This window comes from Sphingobium psychrophilum, assembly GCF_012927105.1.
GTDB classification, from domain to species: domain Bacteria; phylum Pseudomonadota; class Alphaproteobacteria; order Sphingomonadales; family Sphingomonadaceae; genus Sphingobium; species Sphingobium psychrophilum.
Genome location: NZ_JABBFV010000011.1, coordinates 94398 through 113544 on the forward strand (window position 1 = coordinate 94398; position 19147 = coordinate 113544).

General features: G+C 63.2%; 19 protein-coding genes. 8 read left to right on the forward strand and 11 right to left on the reverse strand.

Features of this window, described 5'->3' with window-relative positions:
- Window positions 1-136 precede the first annotated feature (136 nt).
- The 11 genes from HHL08_RS15620 to HHL08_RS15670 all read right to left on the reverse strand — a co-directional run bounded on the left by HHL08_RS15620 (window position 137) and on the right by HHL08_RS15670 (window position 7580).
- Window positions 137-832 (reverse strand): cytochrome c3 family protein, encoded by a 696-nt coding sequence (locus tag HHL08_RS15620; RefSeq protein ID WP_024018501.1) that lies wholly within the window; start codon window positions 830-832, stop codon window positions 137-139.
- Entirely contained in the window at window positions 829-1512 is a 684-nt protein-coding gene (locus HHL08_RS15625; RefSeq protein ID WP_024018502.1) for an iron reductase, read from the reverse strand. The genes HHL08_RS15620 and HHL08_RS15625 overlap by 4 nt, the downstream gene beginning before the upstream one ends.
- A gap of 1 nt (window position 1513) precedes the next feature.
- Entirely contained in the window at window positions 1514-3493 is a 1980-nt protein-coding gene (locus HHL08_RS15630) for an FAD-binding oxidoreductase (protein WP_024018503.1), read from the reverse strand.
- Between the two features lie 12 nt (window positions 3494-3505).
- Window positions 3506-3892 (reverse strand): hypothetical protein, encoded by a 387-nt coding sequence (locus HHL08_RS15635; protein ID WP_088181972.1) that lies wholly within the window; start codon window positions 3890-3892, stop codon window positions 3506-3508.
- A gap of 134 nt (window positions 3893-4026) precedes the next feature.
- Entirely contained in the window at window positions 4027-4398 is a 372-nt protein-coding gene (locus HHL08_RS15640) for a DUF1622 domain-containing protein (protein WP_024018505.1), read from the reverse strand.
- A 460-nt stretch (window positions 4399-4858) separates the two neighbouring features.
- Window positions 4859-5323 (reverse strand): heavy metal-responsive transcriptional regulator, encoded by a 465-nt coding sequence (locus tag HHL08_RS15645; RefSeq protein WP_024018507.1) that lies wholly within the window; start codon window positions 5321-5323, stop codon window positions 4859-4861.
- A 102-nt stretch (window positions 5324-5425) separates the two neighbouring features.
- Window positions 5426-5764: a hypothetical protein gene (locus HHL08_RS15650; protein WP_024018508.1), complete on the reverse strand. Its 339-nt coding sequence runs from the start codon at window positions 5762-5764 to the stop codon at window positions 5426-5428.
- Window positions 5765-5850: 86 nt separating this feature from the next.
- Window positions 5851-6066, reverse strand: a complete 216-nt coding sequence (locus tag HHL08_RS15655) for a hypothetical protein (RefSeq protein ID WP_024018509.1) — start codon at window positions 6064-6066, stop codon at window positions 5851-5853.
- A 2-nt stretch (window positions 6067-6068) separates the two neighbouring features.
- A complete protein-coding gene (locus tag HHL08_RS15660; RefSeq protein ID WP_082679233.1) occupies window positions 6069-6548 on the reverse strand; it encodes a MerR family transcriptional regulator in 480 nt (159 codons plus the stop codon).
- Window positions 6549-6722: 174 nt separating this feature from the next.
- Window positions 6723-7085, reverse strand: coding sequence for a hypothetical protein (locus HHL08_RS15665; RefSeq protein WP_024018511.1), 363 nt, complete (start codon window positions 7083-7085; stop codon window positions 6723-6725).
- Window positions 7086-7220: 135 nt separating this feature from the next.
- Window positions 7221-7580, reverse strand: a complete 360-nt coding sequence (locus HHL08_RS15670; protein WP_024018512.1) for a hypothetical protein — start codon at window positions 7578-7580, stop codon at window positions 7221-7223.
- Between the two features lie 645 nt (window positions 7581-8225).
- Here HHL08_RS15670 and HHL08_RS15675 point away from each other — a divergent pair.
- The 8 genes from HHL08_RS15675 to HHL08_RS15710 all read left to right on the forward strand — a co-directional run bounded on the left by HHL08_RS15675 (window position 8226) and on the right by HHL08_RS15710 (window position 19140).
- Window positions 8226-8783 carry a DUF305 domain-containing protein gene (locus HHL08_RS15675; protein ID WP_037529695.1) on the forward strand — a complete coding sequence of 186 codons (558 nt, stop codon included), beginning with the start codon at window positions 8226-8228 and terminating at the stop codon, window positions 8781-8783.
- 127 nt (window positions 8784-8910) lie between these two features.
- The gene (locus tag HHL08_RS15680; protein WP_024018514.1) at window positions 8911-11595 is read left to right on the forward strand and encodes an NAD-dependent epimerase/dehydratase family protein; all 2685 of its coding nucleotides are present in this window, start codon (window positions 8911-8913) and stop codon (window positions 11593-11595) included.
- 328 nt (window positions 11596-11923) lie between these two features.
- Window positions 11924-12370 (forward strand): DUF411 domain-containing protein, encoded by a 447-nt coding sequence (locus tag HHL08_RS15685; RefSeq protein ID WP_031308719.1) that lies wholly within the window; start codon window positions 11924-11926, stop codon window positions 12368-12370.
- Between the two features lie 43 nt (window positions 12371-12413).
- Window positions 12414-12773, forward strand: a complete 360-nt coding sequence (locus HHL08_RS15690; RefSeq protein ID WP_024018516.1) for a hypothetical protein — start codon at window positions 12414-12416, stop codon at window positions 12771-12773.
- A gap of 103 nt (window positions 12774-12876) precedes the next feature.
- Entirely contained in the window at window positions 12877-13158 is a 282-nt protein-coding gene (locus HHL08_RS15695) for a hypothetical protein (protein ID WP_024018517.1), read from the forward strand.
- Between the two features lie 128 nt (window positions 13159-13286).
- Entirely contained in the window at window positions 13287-14516 is a 1230-nt protein-coding gene (locus HHL08_RS15700; RefSeq protein ID WP_169574013.1) for a TolC family protein, read from the forward strand.
- Window positions 14513-16000, forward strand: coding sequence for an efflux RND transporter periplasmic adaptor subunit (locus tag HHL08_RS15705; protein ID WP_066608847.1), 1488 nt, complete (start codon window positions 14513-14515; stop codon window positions 15998-16000). The genes HHL08_RS15700 and HHL08_RS15705 overlap by 4 nt, the downstream gene beginning before the upstream one ends.
- Window positions 15997-19140: an efflux RND transporter permease subunit gene (locus HHL08_RS15710; RefSeq protein WP_169574014.1), complete on the forward strand. Its 3144-nt coding sequence runs from the start codon at window positions 15997-15999 to the stop codon at window positions 19138-19140. Before HHL08_RS15705 ends, HHL08_RS15710 begins: the two co-directional genes overlap by 4 nt.
- Window positions 19141-19147 lie beyond the last annotated feature (7 nt).

Consider the following 19147-nt stretch of genomic DNA (forward strand, 5'->3'; position numbering starts at 1 on the left):
TTTCGCGCGAACGGACGTGGCGCGAGGAAAAGCTGTCGGGCAGCGCCCTTTCCAACTCCGGGAAATCCTCGAATTGCTCTTTCGGGCTGGAGTAAAGCGCGCGTAGCGACTGTTGCCGGTACACCCCTATGACGGGTCAATGGACCTTCACCATGCCGACACCCTTGATATTGTTGAATGAGTCGGTCTGGTGACACGCGAAGCACTGCTCCACGCGGGCGCTCTTCTCGCCGGTGATCGTCTTGTCCATCATTTCGAAGTGCATCATGTTATGGCTCGGCGGCGGCTTGTGGCACTGCGAACATTCGGTTGATTTGGGGCTGGGGTGGAGAAATCCGCTGATCTTCCAGCTGCTCGTGAGATGGCAGCTGGCGCAGTCCGTGCCGAAGAAGCCCTTATGCGTGTCCCGGGGGGCATGACAGGACTGGCAGTCGAGCCCCGCGGGATGGTTCATGCCACGCTGGGCGATCTTCTCGAGTACGGCATGATCCATGCGGACCGGCCGAATGTCTCTCCCCTGATGTTCGACATGGCAGCCGGCGCATTCCGTGACGTTAACGTGGAAGGCGGTCTCCGGCTTCATAAGCAATTCCGGCGCCGACGCATGGCAGGCAATACAGGTTTCGGCCTTGATCCCGCGATTGGGCGTGTGACAGCTCTCGCACTTGCCTTCGAGAAATGCATGGGCGTTCGATAGCGGCCCGGGTCGAACCGACGACGCCCATTGCGGCAGCGCGGTGCTGCCCGAGCGGTAGATGGTGAGGGGGACGGCGATCGCGGCGGCCACCGCGAGCGTCGCAAGGATCAGATAGACGATGGTCGTCCGGTTCATGGCCACCACCGCAGGCCGAAGTAGATGCTGCTCCAGATGTGCATCGTCAGCAATCCGTACATGATGATCGCCGCGACGATATGCACGACGATCCACCTGTCGAGCGTGGCCTTGATGACGTCGCGTGCGGTAATCGTGAATTCGAGATCGGCTATCGCGCCGAGCAGCGAGTCCAGCGGCAGTCCTGATGGATCAACGATGTTCTGACCGTGCAGATCGGCCGATACGGCCGCCAGGACGTCATAGCGGTCGCGCAGGACCTTGAGTTCCTTTTGCTGAAACCGCAATTCCTGGCCGACCTGCGCCAGATAATATCGGCCGATGAAGCCCGTGACGACGACTGTCAGCATCGCGATCACGAGGGCGATGCCGATCGGACTTTGAAACTTGTGCCCTGAATGGATAATCCCGAGCAGCGCGCCGATCGCGCCGGCATACACATGGAAACTGAGCAGTCCGCCAAGCGAGACGAGACGCTGCGTGCGCTGCTTGACCCACGCCTGCCGCTTCACGATGCTGTAGACGAGCAGGAGCACGAAAAGCAGGGCGGCGGCGATGCCGAACAGGCCTCCCGCCAGGCTCCCGGGGAACCGCGGCGCGGAATGCAGCAGGAAGGCCGGGACCAGCAGCGCAAGAGCAGTCAAGAGAGCGCCGACCGTTACTTTCTCGGTTTCGGTCATCTCAAGCGTCCACCACGAGATCGCCCACCGATTTTGCCTGGCAGGCGAGGATGATACCGTCGGCCTTCTCGTCGGCGGCGAGAGCGTCTTCCACTTCCATCGTCACTTGGCCCTGCCGCAGCGGGACCTTGCACCTTCCGCAGATGCCGACCCTGCATTCATAGTCGATGGCCACGCCAATGGCCTCCGCCGCCTCGAGCACGGACTGATCGGGTGCGAGTGCACCGCTTTTGCCGGACTTCGAAAAAGCGATCGTCGCCTGCGCGGAAGGAATGGCGGGCGGCGTCTGCGGGGCGGCCGATGCCGAGCTGTCGGTCGCGGTCTCCGCCGGTTCATCTTCAAGGACGGGACCGCCTTTGGGGGGCGCGAATTCCTCGGTCTTGACCTGCTCCGCCGGCACCTTGAGCTGCGCAAGCGCCGCCTTCACCGCGTCCATCATCGGCGGTGGGCCGCACAGGTGAACGCGCCTGCTGGCGATTTCGGGAACGGAAGCAGCGATGAAATCGGCCGTCAAATAACCGGAAGGCCCGGCCCAGTCGGTCCCTTCGGGCTTTGCGACGATGGAGACGATGTGAAGCTTGTGGTGGCGCCGCGCCAGATAGTCGCATTCCTCGCGAAAGATCAGATCCGTCGGCGTGTTGACACCGTAGAGGAGGTAGATGTCGTGTTCATAGGAGCGGTCCGTCAGGCTGCGCAGCACACTCATCATCGGTGTGATGCCGACTCCGCCGGCGATCAGGACGATCCCCTCGGCTTCCTTGCCGGTGAAGAAGAACCGGCCCGCGGGCGCCGCAATCTCGAGAAGGTCGCCCGTAGCGGCATGATCATGGAGATGGCGCGATTCCAGCCCATATTGTTCGCGCTTGATCGTGAGCTCGATATAGTCGCGCTGTGTGGGCGATGACGAGATCGTGTAGGATCGTCGGACCTTCTGGCCTTCGATCTCCGAGGTGATCGAGGCATATTGGCCGGGCAGGAACGTGAACGGCATCGGCCCGCGGTTCGGTTCCATGAGCCGGAACGTCTTGACGCTCGGGGTCTCGTCGAAGATCGCGGTGATCCGCAGGACGCCTTTCCACAGGCGCGGCGCTGCCGGCGTGGCGCTGCCGGGCGTAGCTGCGCCTGCAGGAGCAGCGGGCGCCGGCACGATGGGGGCCGGGGCCGGAGAGGTGGCCGGACTGGCCGGTGGTGTAGCCCCGCCTGGTGCGAGCCGCTCCACCAAGCTTGCGATGCGGCGCAGCCGCGCCCATCGGAGTAGCAGCGCCGCAACCAGAGCCGCCGCCAGCAGCGCCATCGCGATCAGGTGCCACCAGGAAAGGCCCGCCAGCTCGTTTCCGTATGCCATCTGGTCGCTGACGGCAAAACCCGACTGGGTCTTGAACCAGCTCAGGGCAATCTGCCGGGGAGGGCGGCCCTCTTCGAGGCCCCTGAGCGCGCCTGCTCCGCTGTCCGCGAGTGCGAGGCCTTCGCGGGCGCCCCTGATCGCATCCTGGGCTCCTTTCGTGTCGTTCGACATGAGAGCGTGGTGAAGCCGGGCTTGCTCCGCGGTCAGGACCTCGGCGCCCGACCCCAGGCGGGCGAGAGCCGCGGCGCGTACCGTCCGTCGTGCCTCATCGGTCAGGACGGGCCAGTCCATCAGCGAGGGGTAGAAGGGTTTGGCGCCGCCGTTTCCACAGCATCCCGCCGGTCCCGCGCCCATTTTGGTACCCGGCGACGGCACCATCATCCCTTTCATCATCGCCGCCATGGGATCGGCAGCTTTCGCCGCGGCCGGAGCTGCTGCCCCCATCACGTTGCCCGCTGGCATCGCCGCTGGCGCGGCGGCTCCGCCCGCTGGATGATGCGACGCGTGCTCTGACTCGGCCATCTGCGCCGACGCTGGCGGTGATCCGGAGATCATCGCCAGCGCGAGTGCGATACCGCTCGTCCTCAAAGCCCGCGATAGCTTGAGGCCGGTGATGTTGTTGTGAGGGCGCGTCACCTGAGGACTTCCTTACATGTCATCCTTCATGGGCATCGGCTTGTCCGCGGGCATCGGCGCCGGCTTCGCGGTGGCGGGTTTCGCATGGCGGCGGTGCGGGGCTGCCTTGTGCTTGGCCATCGGCATCTTCTTCATGCCGCAGCATCCGGCCTTCTTTGCCATCGGAGGCATGGCCGCAGGCATCTTGTCGTCCTGCATCGGCATGCCGGCCATGCCTGGCATCGCGTCGTGCTTCTCCATGCCGCCTGCCGGCATCGACCCGTTGGCGGAGGGCGCAGACTGGGTCGACGGATGGCCGGTGGTTTGCCCCTGGGCCGAGGCGATGGCGGGCGACAGCACGATTGCACCCCCTAGGGCGAGCGCGCGCAAGCGGGAAGAACGCGTCATGATCATGATCAATACTCCATTGCTATGACCGGCCGAACATCCGGCTGGCAACGGCCCCGAGGGACCACAAATCGATTTTCGCCAATATACGTAGTTTCCTGTTTCCCCGGCGTTGTCGCCCGGGCGCCCGGAGCCGGCGCCGATGCTCAATCATCGCGCGGGGTTCCCGTCGCCCGCTGCCAGGGCCAACGACCCTTGATCTCGACCTCTAGCGAGAAACTCAGGAAGGTTCGTATCAGCACAATGCCGGCAAGGACCGCGAGACTGCTAAGCGTTGGCTGGATCGCGATAGTGTTGATGATGTCGGCCGCAACCAGGAATTCGAGTCCGAGAAGAATGGCTTCACCGAGGCTCGACCTGAAGTTGCCGACGACATGTTGGTCGATCGGACCTTTCAGGGATTGCTGCAGGAATCTGATCAGCGAAGAACCGGCGCCCACGACGATGATCGCCGTCCCGGTGACTTCGATGGCACGCGTGATCCAGTGGATGCCCTCCACAATGAGGCTCTCGGTCATCACGGACACCTGTGCATCACGTGGCGAACTCTGCGACCTCCCAATGCGACGAGGCGATCGGGTTCGCGTTCGATGATCACCATGCGTTTGTCAGGCCGCCCCGGGGCGACTGTCTCTGGCCGCGCCAGGGAATAAAAGATGATGTCACCGCGTTCGTACCACGTCCCGGTGGCCTGCGGTGCACGGTCGGGCAAACTGATCTCATTATAAGATCCATCCGCCCGGAACTCCCAGGCTGTACCGGTCTTGCACCCGGACCGGGCGTCGAATGACCAGATACCGATGAGATCCGTCTTCGAGCCCAAATGCTGACCGGGCAGATGCTCGGCAACAGAAGGCTGGGCCAGGCCGCCAACCGCAGCGATAACAGCCAAGGCTAAACTTGCTCGGCTGAGGAGCGCGCGCGCTTGGCGCCGACTTGCCCAAAGCAGCAGTAAACCCAAACGCTGCAAAACAGGTCTCATATGGACGCCTTCACTGCGCGGGCGGCATGAGGGTCGCCGTCGCCAGGTGGGCTTCCCCTGGGAATGCTCGCGAGATGCGCGAGGATCGGGCAATCCGCGATGGGAATGTCGATCGAGCATTGGGCGGACAGGGCGGACAGGGCGGTCTTGATGCGGGTCAGATCATCGATACGGGTGGTCGCTTCATTTATCTTGCTCTCGGTGATGGCCAGGACATCGGCGGTTGTCGCGGTGTCGGACGCGCGCAAATCGAGCAGGCTTCCGATTTCGCGAAGCGTGAAACCCAGCTGCTGCCCCTTGCGAATGAACCGCACGCGCTCGAGATCGGCGTCGCCATAGGTGCGGTAACCGGCAGAAGACCGGGCGGGCGGAGGAAGCAGACCGTTGCGCTCGTAATAGCGGATGGTATCGGGACGGATGCCGAGCGCACGCGACAGCTTTCCGATCGTGAAATATGTCATGGCGCGTCTCCGTTGCCGCGACCATTCGAAAGGTCGCGGCATTATTCCTTCGAATTGGTCTTGCTCAGGTCGGGCAGTGCCGGGGTTTTCAGCCTGCTCGGCTTACATATCCTTCATCGGGGCGGACTGACTGTTGTCGGGCGTGCTCGTAGGCGGGGCGCCATTGGGCATCATCGGCCCACCCCGGCGCATGTCGCTGTGGTCCATATCCTGACGGTGGCGCTCATCCATATCGGCCGCCGTGTTGTCGGTCCCGACAGAGTCCGTGGCGGCGGCGGTGTCGTTTTCAAGAGCGCCGGGCGCGCTTGCAGAGGCATTGGAGGCAGCCTGGTTTTGCGTGCCGTCCGTCTTCTTGCCGCACGCAGCAAGCGTTCCGAGAAGCGCAAGGGCTGTGAGCCCCGAGACGATCTTCCCGGACGTATTCGTGAGGTGAGTCTTCATGATGTGTCTCCGAATGAGAGTGAGCGGTCGAACGCAAATCCCGTCGGACGAGCTTGATAAGCGTGCTCGACCGACAGATCAGGGTGTCATTGCTGCTTGAGAATCTGCAGGCAGCGATCGTGCGAGAGATTCATCGGGTTGCGCCCCTGTCCCTTCATCTCGTTGTGATCATGGGGCGTCGCGAGACCCATATTGTCTTCCATGGCCTTGCAGCTCGCGATCTGCGCGCTAGTCGGCGGAAGGGTCGCGCAAGCGCCGAGCAGCGCCAGTGGTAGCAATCCCAGCGAGATAGAGTATTTCATGTTCAGTCCTTCCCTGTGCAGGTGGTGTGGTCCTCTCCCACGGACATTTGTTCTGGCTGATCTGCGGCCAATTGAGACAGCCGCCCGTCCCGAACCAGAAAGAGGATCGGGCAAGGGTCGCTTTCGGCTTCGTGCGAGGGCGCTTCACCCAGCTGCTCAAGGCCTGTTTCGATAAGCTTGAGCTGTTCCACCCTGACCAGTGCTTCGCGCAGTTTGACCCGCGTGACGGCGAGGATATCCGACCCGGCGAGGGCGTCTCCGGCCCGCACCAGCAGGAGCGCGTGCGTTTCGGTGAGGGTGTAACCGAGCCCCTGTGCAGCGCGAACGAACTTGATGCGTTCGACGTCTGCAGGATGATAGACGCGGTATCCTGCACTGGTCCGTTGCGGAGCGGGGAGCAGGCCGGTGCGCTCATAATAACGTATGGTGTCCTTTCGAACGCCGGCAGCCTCGGCCAGCTCACCGATTCTAAGCCGTGACATGGCAAGTCTCGGAGGCACAGTGCCGCTTGGACCTAGGTCCAGGGTCAAGAGAAATATTTGGACGTCGGTCGATCATCGCCGCTCTCCTGTCCGCTCAAAGGCCGCGCGACTTTTCGTCGCTTGCGGCCGCCATCAGGCATCATGGGGAGCGGCAAGCCCCTCCCCGGCACGCCCTTATTTCTTGCGGAGCTCGACGATGTCGTGAACTGCGGGAGCGCCGTCGGCGACGCTCACATGCGCAAAATGGTCGTCAAATATATGATCGACCCTGACGTGGCCGATGAGGTCTCGGCGATAAGCGGGGCCGCTTCCTTTGTAGCCGGAGCCGGGCAGCGTCTTCACGCGATAGACGTCAAGCACCTGTCCGACTGTCGCGCCATCTGCTTTGCCGACACACACGATCGTTCCGGTCGTGTCCTTGCCGATGATCGATCCACGCATAAAAAAGCTGTGGCCGATGCCGGTCGCCAGAGCGGGGACCGCGCCGGCGAGGGCGATACTCGCCATGGCCATCGATATTGACTTCTTGAAGCGCATCTCGATTCCTTTCAATTCATGTCTCGTGCACCCAGGCCGGTGTTCGTCGCTTGGTTGCGAGCGATCGTGCCGGTCTCGTTCTGCAGCGAGGTGGCGTTGATGGTGGGGACGGCGGTCGCCGTCCCCGCTGCCGACTTATTTCCTGCGGAGTTCGACGATGTCGTGGACCTTCGGCGTGCCGTCGGCGATGCTCACATGCGCGAAATGGTCATCGAAAATGTGATCGATCTTGACGTGCCCGACGGCCACGCGCCGGAAGCCCGCGCCGGGGGTCTTCGAAGGTCCAGGTGTGCTTTCCACACGGTAGACCTCGAGGACCTGGCCTACGGTCGCGCCGTCGGCCTTACCCACACAAACGACCGTTCCGGTCGTGTCCTTGCCGACGATCGATCCACGCATGAAAAAGCTGTGGCCGATGCCCTGGGCGTAGGTAGGCGCGGCGCCGAGCACGGCGAGGCCTGCAAGCGCTATGGTGATCTTCTTCTTGAGCAACATGGTGGAAGCCTCCTTGGCTGAGTTTACAAGACCCGCCGAGGAAAACTGGCGGTGAAGAACCTTTCTTCGCCACCAAGACTATGGACCCGGCTCCCGACTCAATATGCGTAATCTTACGAAGCCCCATCAAAGCTCCGGGCAAACCCCGTGCCAAAACGTCGTCGCACTAATCGCATCTTTTGATACGCTCCCGCTACTAGCGGGTTGTGCTCTGGCGATAAGGGGTACGCGTACTCGATGGCCTGTAAATTAGGGCGATTCTCGCGGTCCAGGGTGCCGTCGGGCGGTACAAGGATCAAATCACTCACGCCCGCAGTATGCAACAGGATCATCATAGCTGCTCGGGCCGCTCAAGGAATTGATAGCGACAAAGCCGGTCGACATCAGGGCGCCCTCAGAACTTGGCCGGTTAAGCGTCGCCGCCCAAGAGCCTGGCTGAACAATGCAGAGGTACGGCGCAGCGGAAACCCGGCTATGATCAAAGTTGAATGTCCATCCTCCCGGTCATACTCCAGGTGATCTTGGATCCCTTTGGGTATGAAGTGAGTTGCAGGCATGCCCCCTTGGCAGCCGAGGAGGGTGAGGAGCCTAGAGGTAGGACGGAGTCGGTCAATGGAAGACAAGAAGAATGGCATGGGCATAGGCATGGGCTATGGCCGGTTCGTGGCGATGATTGCGACGTCTACGGTCGTGATGTTCGGGCTGATGTATCTCAACACCTATGCGCTGAGCCATGTCCAGTTCAGCCAGACGCGCACCTGGATGGCGCTCGTCATGGGCGCGGTCATGGCGGTGATCATGCTCAGTTTCATGTGGGGCATGTACAAGAACACCCGCCTCAATATCGGCATCCTGCTCGGTAGCGCTGCCATTTTTGGTTTAGCGCTTTGGCTGGTGCGGAGCCAGGAAACGGTCGACGACGTCTCCTACATGAAGGCGATGATCCCGCACCACTCGATTGCGATCATGACCAGCGAGCGCGCGCACATCAAGGACCCCGAGGTTCGAAAGCTGGCCGATGGCATCATCGACGCGCAGGTACGCGAGATCGCCCAAATGAAACAGATGATCGCGCGCCTGCAAGCTAACCCGGCGCCGGATGGCGCTCCGGACCTGCCCTCCTATCGCGATCGCGGTGCGTCGCCCCCGCCACCGCAAACCGACGAAAGCACCGGAATAGATACACGAAAGCCGATTTCCTGAGGTGTGTTCTTCGAAGTAAACAGGATGGGCACATGATCGGGTACTGTCGGAAAGGCTTCGTCATGCGCATCTTGCTCAAATATCCAGCGATCGACGCTCTTCGCGAAAGAAGCAGGATGGTGGAAGTATGACCGACATCGAGCGCAGCGGTCCGAGTGGCGCCAAAGGCGCTTCTGAGATCGTCCTCGTCACCGGAGCGAGCGGTTTTATCGCCGCGGCCCTGATCGCCCGGCTCGGCGAGCGCTACACGGTCGTCGGTCTCGATCGCGCCGGTCCGCCCGAGCCACCACCGCCCGCCGCCGCTATCGACATTGATGTCGGCTCGGATGAAGCGGTTCACGCTGCGCTCGAGGAGGTTCGCGCGCGATACGGCAACCGCATTGCTTCCGTCATTCATCTCGCCGCGTATTATGACATTTCTGGCGATCCCAATCCGCTCTACGACAAGGTAACCGTCCAAGGGACACGGCGGCTGATCGACGGACTCCAGTCGTTCGATGTCGAGCAATTCGTCTTCGCCAGCACGATGCTGGTCCATAAACCGACCGCCACTCCGCAGGAGCGCATCAACGAGGAATCGCCGATCGGTGCCTCCTGGGCGTATCCGCAGTCCAAAGTCGACACAGAGGCGCTGCTGCACGAGCGTCACGGACGGATACCCGTCGTCTACCTGCGACCCGCAGGAGTCTATGCCGACGAGGGACGCTCAGCGTTCCTCGCACAGCAGATATCGCAGATCTACGAGCACCGCCTGATCTCGCATTTCTATCCTGGCATGCTGTGCGCGGCGCAATCATCGGTGCACCGCGATGACCTGGCGGAAGCCGTGGTGCGCCTGGTCGATCGGCGGCACGATCTTCCGTCTGAACTGCCCCTGCTCATCGGCGAACCCGATGCCCCCGGCTACGCCGAAATCCAGGACATCGTCGGCGAGGCGCTCCACGGCGAGGGCTGGAAGACGATCCGCATCCCGCAGCCGCTCGCGAAGGCTGGTATCGTTCTTCAGAACGAGGCACTCGGCGACGACGATTTCATCCAGCCCTGGATGATCGACAGCAGCAACGACCACTACATTCTCGATATCTCGCGCGCACGGTCGCTACTTGGATGGGAGCCGAAGCACAGTCTTCGCGAAACGCTTCCGACGATCGTTGCGGCGTTGAAGCGCCACCCGCGCGCCTGGTACCGGAACAACAAGCTCAACGAAAACCTCGTCGCCTGGAACGACAAGTCCGATCCGAAGCCGGCCGAGCTGGACCATAACCCGCCTGAAGCGGCAGCCGGCGCGATGCCCGGCATGGAGCACGGAGCTAAGGACCATGGCAACATGGATCATGCCGCTGTGGGGCACGGGGCTGGGGACATGGCGATGTCCAGCCACGGTGCACATGGCGATCACATGGCCATGATGGACCGCGACGAGCGCCGTGCGCGCTGGGCGCTCTACGCCAACATCGGCCTCGGTCTGTGGCTCGCCTCGAGCCCGCTCATCTACGACTCCATGACCGCGCAGCGCGTCGGTGAGGCGGCGCGGTTCGTAACGGTCGATCGCGGTCTGCCGTCGATCGAGTGGCGTGCAAGCGCGCTGGCCGTAAGCGATCTTGTCAGCGGGCTTGCCATCGCGCTGTTCGGTGCGCTGTCGCTTGTACCACGCACCAAGACGTGGGCTCAGTGGGCGGTCGCATTCGTTGGGATCTGGCTGCTGTTCGCGCCGTTGATCTTTTGGAGCCCGAGCGCGGCGCAGTACAACAACGATTTGCTCATCGGCTCGGCTGTGATCGCGCTGTCGGTGCTCGTGCCGATGATGCCGGGTATGAGCATGGCAGGGATGATGGACCCCAAGAACATCCCACCCGGCTGGACCTATTCGCCGTCTACCGATGCCCAGCGGCTGCCGATCGTCGTGATGGGTCTGATAGGTCTTCTTACCTCGCGCATCCTGACGGCATACCAACTGGGCCACATCGATAGCGTCTGGGAACCCTTCTTTGTCGGCTCGTTGAGCGATCCGCGCAATGGTACCGAGGAGATCATCACGTCTAACATGTCAAAGGCGTGGCCGATTCCCGACGGCGGTCTCGGCACCATCAGCTACGTGCTCGAGATCCTGATGGCGGTGATGGGCACCCGCGACCGCTGGCGCACGATGCCGTGGATGGTGACCTTCTTCGGCATCCTGGTCATTCCACTCGGCGTGGTCAGCATCTATTTCATCATCAGCCAGCCCATCGTCATTGGCACCTGGAGCACGCTGGCGCTGATCGCCGCCCTCGCCATGCTGATCATGATCCCTTTCGCGCTCGACGAGGTCATCGCCATGGGTCAGTTCCTTGTGTGGGCGAAATGCCGCGGCAAGCCGCTGATTCGCACCTTCTTCCAGGGCGACGCGAGCGAGGCCGGCAGTGAGGACGCCTCCGACCTGATGTCGTCGCCTGCCGCATTTTGGGCCGATGCAAAGCGGGGGCTGACCCTGCCGTGGACGCTGGCGGTCAGTATCGCGCTCGGCGCATTCCTCATGCTCACGCGGGTGACACTGGGCAATGAGGGCGCCATGGCGAACAGCGACCATGTCATTGGTGCCCTGGTCATCACCGTCGCGATCATCGCCACCGCCGAAGTTGCCCGCGCCGTGCGCTTCATCAATGGCGCGCTCGGCGCCTGGCTGGTTGCTGCCCCTTTCCTGCTGACGGGGGCCGGCCACCTGGGAACGATCGTTTCGGTGATCATAGGGCTCGCCCTCGTCGGTCTCAGCCTTCCGCGCGGCAAGCGCAGCGCTGAACATTATGCGAGCTGGGACAAATATGTGATCTGAGGGTCGCTCTGCTCGACGTGGAATTGAACAGGAAAAGATACGTCACGTCTGTTGGGAATGCGGGACTCCGAACGGTCAACTTACGGCCGTGCGACCGGGTCGCTGAGATGTGAAATGCGGCCTGCTCGGGTGCAATAATGCTTTTCGACTGCATAAATCGACGCGAGTGCGAGAGGTCTGCAACGACCCTGGATTGCCCATCGACGAATGTCGGTTCGTGATCGCTACGGTAATCTTGCGACCGTCTGCCACTTTTTGAGGGGTAGGCGGCGGTCGCGCGTATTATGAAGAGTGGTAGCCTTGATGAATGGGTGCGGTGAAGGACGATATGAAACTCAAAGTCGCATTGTCGTTGGTCCTTGCGTCGGTTTCGGTCGCCAGCGCGGCGGCGACGCCTATCGTGGTTCACCGCGATCCGGGCTGTGGCTGCTGCGCGCAGTGGGCGGCGCAGGTGCGTAAGCAGTTCGGGCGCCAAGTAACCATCATCGACGATCGCCAGCGCTCCAGCTTCCAGCGGACCCAAGGCGTTCCTTCGGGCCTGTCATCCTGCCATACAGCGATTGTAGACGGCATGGCATTCGAGGGTCATGTCCCGATTACCGACATGAAGCGCGTCCTTGCCCAGAAGCCGCGCGGCGTGCGTGGACTTGCGGTTGCCGGGATGCCGATGGGCTCGCCGGGGATGGAAGTCCCGGGGCAACACGTGGACCCCTATAATGTCGTCGCCTTCGGTCCAGGTGGACAGCATGTCTTTGCGCGTCATGGCGGACGATGATGTCGTTGTTCTACGATAAGGACGGGTGTAAGAAGTAACGGCTGTGAAACGGGTACTGCATCTCTTCCTCCTGCTGGGAGCCTTGGTTGGCCTCATGGGCCAAGCGGCGGCCTATGCCTCTAACCCGGCCCCGGTTTCCGCGCCGATGGCGATTTCGGGAATGAGCGCAGATTGCATGAATGCGATGGCTCAGAAACAACAGCCCTCGGGCAAGCCCTGCAAGGGGCTGACGCTCGACTGCGTCGCATCAATGGGCTGTGTCGTTCCGATGGTTCTGCGCGACGCGCCGCGCGTCCCGGCATCGCCGGTGGCTCACGGAGCTATGGCATTCTGGACCACGACGTCGACCCTGCATGGCAGTGATCTGACCCCCGAGCCTGAACCACCGACTATCCTTGGCTGATCGACCACAGCCGTCAGGCTGACAGGATCGGTGCGCCTATCGCGCACTCAAACATCCTGTCCGATCTGCGGCTACCACGATGATTTGCCAAAGGATTACAGTCATGAAAAACCGTGTTTTCTACGCCCTGCTGGGCGTAGCCCTTGCCGCGCCTGCCGCCGCATTCGCCGGCCAGCCCGACCACAGCCAACAATCCGGTCATTATGAGTGGAAGTCGGTTCCCCAATATGGCCCGCGCGCCACGGGACCGGCTCAGCGGCGCGTCTGGGTGCCTGATACCGCGAAGATGGCCAACTGCGACTGCGACATGATGAAGATGAGCTCCGCGGATTGTATGAAGGAGATGCATGGCATGATGTCTCCGTCCGGCGCCTCGGCTGGCTAGCAGCAGGTTCTGGCCGCTTCAGGTCGCATAGACGGCTAGGCCAGCAGTGGCGGCGGGATACCCCTTCCTGCCGCCACTGACATGCCTGGTGTGCCACGCTTGCCTGAACCTCCGATCAGGAGATCTCCATGCGATTATTTTTGTGTATGCCGCTGTTAGCGGCAATCCCCGGCATTGCCTTCGCCGAGCCGCTCACCTTCGACGCGGCCCTCCAGCGCGCCCGGCAGGAAGCGCCGTCGCTCAAGGCGAAGGCGCTCGGTGCCAACGCCGCCCGTTCCGTGCGCGGCGCGGCCGGCGCCCTGCCTGATCCGACGCTTGCAGTTGGGATCGACAGTTTCCCGGTATCGGGACCGCTCGCGTTCGAGCCGCAGCGCGACAATTTCAGCATGGCGCGGGTCGGCGTGTCCCAGGACATTCCCAATCTCGCCAAGCGCCATGCGCAACAGGCGCGCGCCGACAGCGACATAAAGGCGGCCGAGGCTGATACCGCAGTCCAGGCGCGCACGGTCGAGGTTGGCACCGCGCTAGCCTGGATCAACTTGGCCTATGCCGAGCGCAGGCTCGCCGTGCTCGACGATATTCTGTCCGGTCTCGAGCGTGTGGTGGGAACGACGCCAGGTGCGGTCGCATCGGGAGGCGCGCGCCCGGCGCAGACCCTTGCAGGGCGCCAAGCCGTCGCCGCGATGCAGGATCGCCGCAGTGAACTGGTCTCGAACGTGGCGCGGGCACGCGCGACGCTAACCCGGTGGACCGGAGACCCCGCGCCGGAGATCGCCGGACCGATCCCCGATTTTGCGGTCGACGCAGCGGGTCTGCGCGCAGGACTCGACCGCCACCCCACCATCCAGATGATCGATGCCCAGGCCGGGCAGGCGGATGCCGATGTGCGCGTAGCCGATGCCGGCCGGCGTTCCGATTTTGGTGTCAACCTGGCCTACCAGCGCCGCGATCCCCGGTTCGGCGACTATGTCTCGGCCGGTGTGACGGTCAGCCTGCCGTTCTTCACGCGCAGTCGCCAGAATGCCGGGATCGCGGCAGCCCAGGCAAATGCCGGACGAGTGATGGCTGAACGCGAGGCCTCGCGGCGCGCGCTCGCCGCCGACCTTGATGCGGATATCGCCGACCATGTCATGCACCATGAGCAATGGATGCGTGCGCAGAGCACACTGCAACCGCTCGCTGAGCAGCGCGTGAAATTGGAAACCGCCAGTTATGCGGCTGGTCGTGCCAGTCTCGTCGATATCGCCGACGCCTATGCCGCGCTGGCCGATGCCACCATCACGACTCTTGATCGTGAAGCCCTGGTCACCGCGGACGGTGCGCGGCTGACACTCACCTACCGGAGCGGAAATCGATGAGCCAGGTTATGATAGCCCGCGGGTGGCTCTTTGGCGCAGCTGCTGCTCTTGCGCTTGCTGCCGGCGGTCTCGGGTTCGCTCTAGCGGGCTTCCAGGGCACAAAAGATGGTGGGGCCGTAAAGCCGGCAGCGCGCAAGATTCTTTATTGGTACGATCCGATGATACCGGCCGAGCACCATGAGGGTCCGGGTCTCTCATCCATGGGTATGCAGACGATCCCTCGTTATGCGGACGAGGGCGGAGCAAGCGCGCAGGTGCCGGGCATTTCGGTCGACGCTTCCGCCTCGCAGGCGCTCGGTCTGCGGATCGCCACGGTGCAACGCGGCGAGCTGGCTAGCAGCCTCACCGCGACCGGTACAATCGACTTCAACCAGCGCGATGTCGCGATCGTCCAGGCACGTGCCGGGGGCTTCGTGCAGCGAGTCTATGGTCGCGCGCCGGGTGACGTGGTCGGCGCGGGGGCGCCGCTCGCCGATATCCTGGTGCCGGAGTGGGGCGGGGCGCAGGCCGAGTTTCTCGCGGTGCGCCGCACCGGCAACGCAGCACTGACCCAGGCGGCCCGCCAGCGACTCATGCTGCTTGGCATGCCGTCTGGCACCATCGCGTCGGTCGAGCGCGGCGGCCGTCCGCACAATGTCATCACGATCTCCACGCCGATCGGCGGCGTTGTCAAAACATTGGACGTGCGAGCCGGCATGACACTGACGGCAGGACAGACGCTCGCAGAGGTGAATGGTCTCGGCACTGTCTGGCTCAATGCCGCCGTGCCCGAGGCGATCGCCGGACCGCTCAAACCCGGGCAAACCGTGCGGGCGACGCTCGCGGCATTTCCCGGCGAGATCTTGTCGGGCCGCGTTTCAGCGATCCTGCCGCAGACGCAAGCCGACAGCCGGACGCTGACCGTGCGGATCGAGTTGCCCAACCGCAGCGGACGCCTGCGTCCCGGCATGTTCGCAACCGTGTCGTTTGGCGGAGCCACGCAACCGGCGCTGCTGGTGCCCTCCGAAGCGCTGATCCGTACCGGCAAGCGGACATTGGTGATGCTCGCGCTCGACAAGGGCCGCTATCGGCCGGCCGAGGTCCAGACCGGGCGGGAATCCGGGGGCCAGACTGAGATCCTGGCGGGCCTGGGCGAGGGTGAGAAGATCGTCGCGTCGGGCCAGTTCCTGATAGACTCCGAGGCGAGCCTGTCCGGAGTCCAGGCGCGGCCGATCGGGGGTGGCGCGCCTATAGCCGCCAAACCCGCTGCTACTGGCAGACTCTACGAGACCGTTGGAAAGATCGAGCAGATCACCGCCAATTCGGTGACGCTCAGCCATGAGCCGGTGCCTGCGATCGGTTGGCCGGCGATGACGATGACCTTCCAGCTACCCGATCCTAAGATCGCGCGCGGCCTCAAGACCGGCGATCGGGTCCGTTTTGGATTCGATCAACCTTCCGCCGGAGCCACTGTGCGGCGCATGGCGAAGGTCGCGGGCCAGTGATCGCCCATCTCATCCGCTGGTCGGTCCGTAACCGGTTCTTCGTCCTGATCGGCATGCTTGCGCTGGTCGGGGCGGGGCTGTGGGCGGTGCGTTCGACCCCGATCGATGCGCTGCCCGATCTCTCCGATACCCAAGTCATCATCCGCACCAGCTATCCGGGACAGGCGCCGCAGATCGTCGAGAACCAGGTCACCTATCCGCTGACCACCACCATGCTGTCGGTTCCCGGCGCGAAGACGGTGCGCGGCTATTCCTTCTTCGGCGATAGCTTCGTCTATGTGATCTTCGAAGACGGCACCGACCTTTATTGGGCGCGCAGCCGGGTGCTCGAATATCTCAATCAGGTGCAGGGACGGCTGCCGGCAAGCGCCCGCAGCGCGCTCGGACCGGACGCCACCGGGGTTGGCTGGGTCTATGAATATGCGCTGGTCGACCGCACCGGCCGCCACGACCTGTCGCAGCTCCGTGGGATTCAGGACTGGTTCCTGCGCTACGAGCTGAAGACCGTGACCGGCGTCGCTGAGGTGGCCAGCATGGGCGGCATGGTCAAGCAGTATCAGGTGCTGCTCGATCCGGTGAAGCTGGCCGCTTATGGGATCACCCATCAGCAAGCGGTCCAGGCGATCAGCCAAGCCAATCAGGAAGCGGGCGGCTCGGTGCTGGAGATGGCCGAAGCCGAATATATGGTTCGCGCCTCGGGCTATCTGAAGACGCTCGACGATTTCCGGGCGATTCCGCTCAGGACCGGCGCCGGTGGCGTGCCCGTGCGGTTGGGCGATGTCGCCACCATCCAGATCGGCCCGGAGATGCGACGCGGCATCGCCGAGCTGAACGGCGAAGGCGAGGTCGCCGGTGGCGTGGTGATCCTGCGTTCGGGCAAGAACGCGCGCGAAACGATCGCCGGAGTCAAGGACAAGCTCACCGAACTGAAAAAGAGCCTGCCACCCGGCGTCGAGGTGGTGACGGTCTACGATCGTTCGCAGCTCATTGATCGCGCAGTCGAGAATCTCACCCACAAGCTGGTCGAAGAGTTCATCGTCGTCGCCATCGTCTGCGGCCTGTTCCTCTGGCACGTCCGTTCAGCGCTGGTCGCGATCCTCACTCTTCCGCTGGGGGTGCTGGCGGCGTTCGTCGTGATGCGCTTCCAGGGGGTGAATGCCAACATCATGTCCTTGGGCGGCATCGCCATCGCGATCGGCGCGATGGTCGATGCGGCCGTCGTCATGATCGAGAATGCCCACAAGAAGATCGAGCACTGGGAACAGGATCATCCGGGCAAGCATCTCGAGGGCGAGATGCGCTGGATTGTCATCACCGAAGCCGCCGCAGAGGTTGGCCCCGCCCTGTTCTTCAGCCTGCTGATCATCACGCTCTCCTTCATTCCGGTGTTTACACTCGAAGGACAGGAAGGGCGGCTGTTCGCGCCGCTCGCTTTCACCAAGACCTACGCGATGGCGTCGGCGGCGATCCTATCGGTGACCTTGGTGCCGATCCTGATGGGTCTGCTGATCCGCGGGAAGATCCCGCCCGAGCAATCCAACCCGGTCAACCGCTGGCTCACCAACATCTACCGGCCCGCGATCGACTGGACGATGCGGCGACCCAAGACCGTGCTATTGATCGCGGCGCTGGTCTTTGCGACCACGGCCTGGCCACTCACACACCTCGGCGGTGAGTTCATGCCCAATATGGACGAAGGCGACCTGCTTTACATGCCCTCGGCGCTGCCCGGGTTGTCGGCGGCGAAAGCCTCGCAACTGCTCCAGCAGACCGACCGGCTGATCAAGACCGTGCCCGAGGTTGAGAGCGTATTCGGCAAGGCCGGCCGTGCCGAGACCGCGACCGATCCGGCGCCACTCGAAATGTTCGAGACGACCATCCAGTTCAAGCCGCGCGATCAATGGCGGCCGGGCATGACGCCCGACAAGCTCGTTGAAGAACTGGACCGCACGGTGAAGCTCCCCGGCCTCGCCAATGTCTGGGTGCCGCCGATCCGCAACCGCATCGATATGCTGGCGACCGGCATCAAGAGCCCGATCGGGGTCAAGGTGTCGGGGTCCGATCTCGTCCAGCTCGACCGGATCGCCCATGATGTCGAGACGGTGGCGAAGACCGTGCCCGGCGTCAGTTCGGCGCTGGCCGAGCGGCTGACCGGTGGGCGCTATGTCGATGTCGACATCGATCGGGCTTCCGCCGCCAGGTTCGGGCTCAACATCACCGATGTGCAGGCGATCGTTTCGGGTGCGATCGGGGGCGAGACGATTGGCGAAACGGTCGAAGGCCTAGCCCGCTACCCGATCAGCGTGCGCTACCCGCGCGAGGTGCGCGACAGCCTGGAAGGCCTCCGCACGCTCCCGGTCCTGACGCCATCGGGGCAGCAGATCACGCTCGGCACGGTCGCGAACATATCGATCGCTGAAGGGCCGCCGATGCTCAAGACCGAAAATGCGCGCCCCTCCACCTGGGTCTATGTCGATGTTCGCGGGCGCGATCTCGCCTCCGTCGTCGGCGATCTCCAGCGCGCGGTGGCGAAGCAGGTCAAGCTCTCGCCGGGCGTCAGCATCGCCTATTCCGGCCAGTTCGAATATCTCGAGCGTGCGGTCGACAAGCTGAAGCTGGTTGTGCCCGCGACCCTGCTGATCATCTTTGTGCTGCTCTACATGATCTTCGGCCGGTTCGATGAAGCCGCGCTGATCATGGGCACGCTGCCGTTTGCGCTCACAGGTGGCATCTGGATTCTCTATTTGCTAGGTTTCAACCAATCGGTCGCGACCGGCGTCGGGTTTATCGCGCTCGCCGGCGTTTCGGCCGAGTTCGGCGTGGTGATGCTGATCTACCTCAAGAACGCACTGGAAGAACGCGGCGCCGGTCCCGATGCTACTCAGGTCGAGGCTGCGGTGCGCGAAGGTGCGCTGCTCCGCGTCCGGCCTAAGGCGATGACGGTCGCGGTTATCCTCGCCGGCCTGCTGCCGATCCTATTGGGATCTGGCGCGGGCTCGGAAGTGATGAGCCGGATCGCCGCGCCGATGATCGGCGGCATGCTCACCGCGCCGCTCCTGTCCATGTTCGTACTTCCTGCGGCCTATCTTCTGCTCCGGCGGCCGAAGAGCAAGCCCACACCTCAACCTCTTATTTCATGAAGGAGAA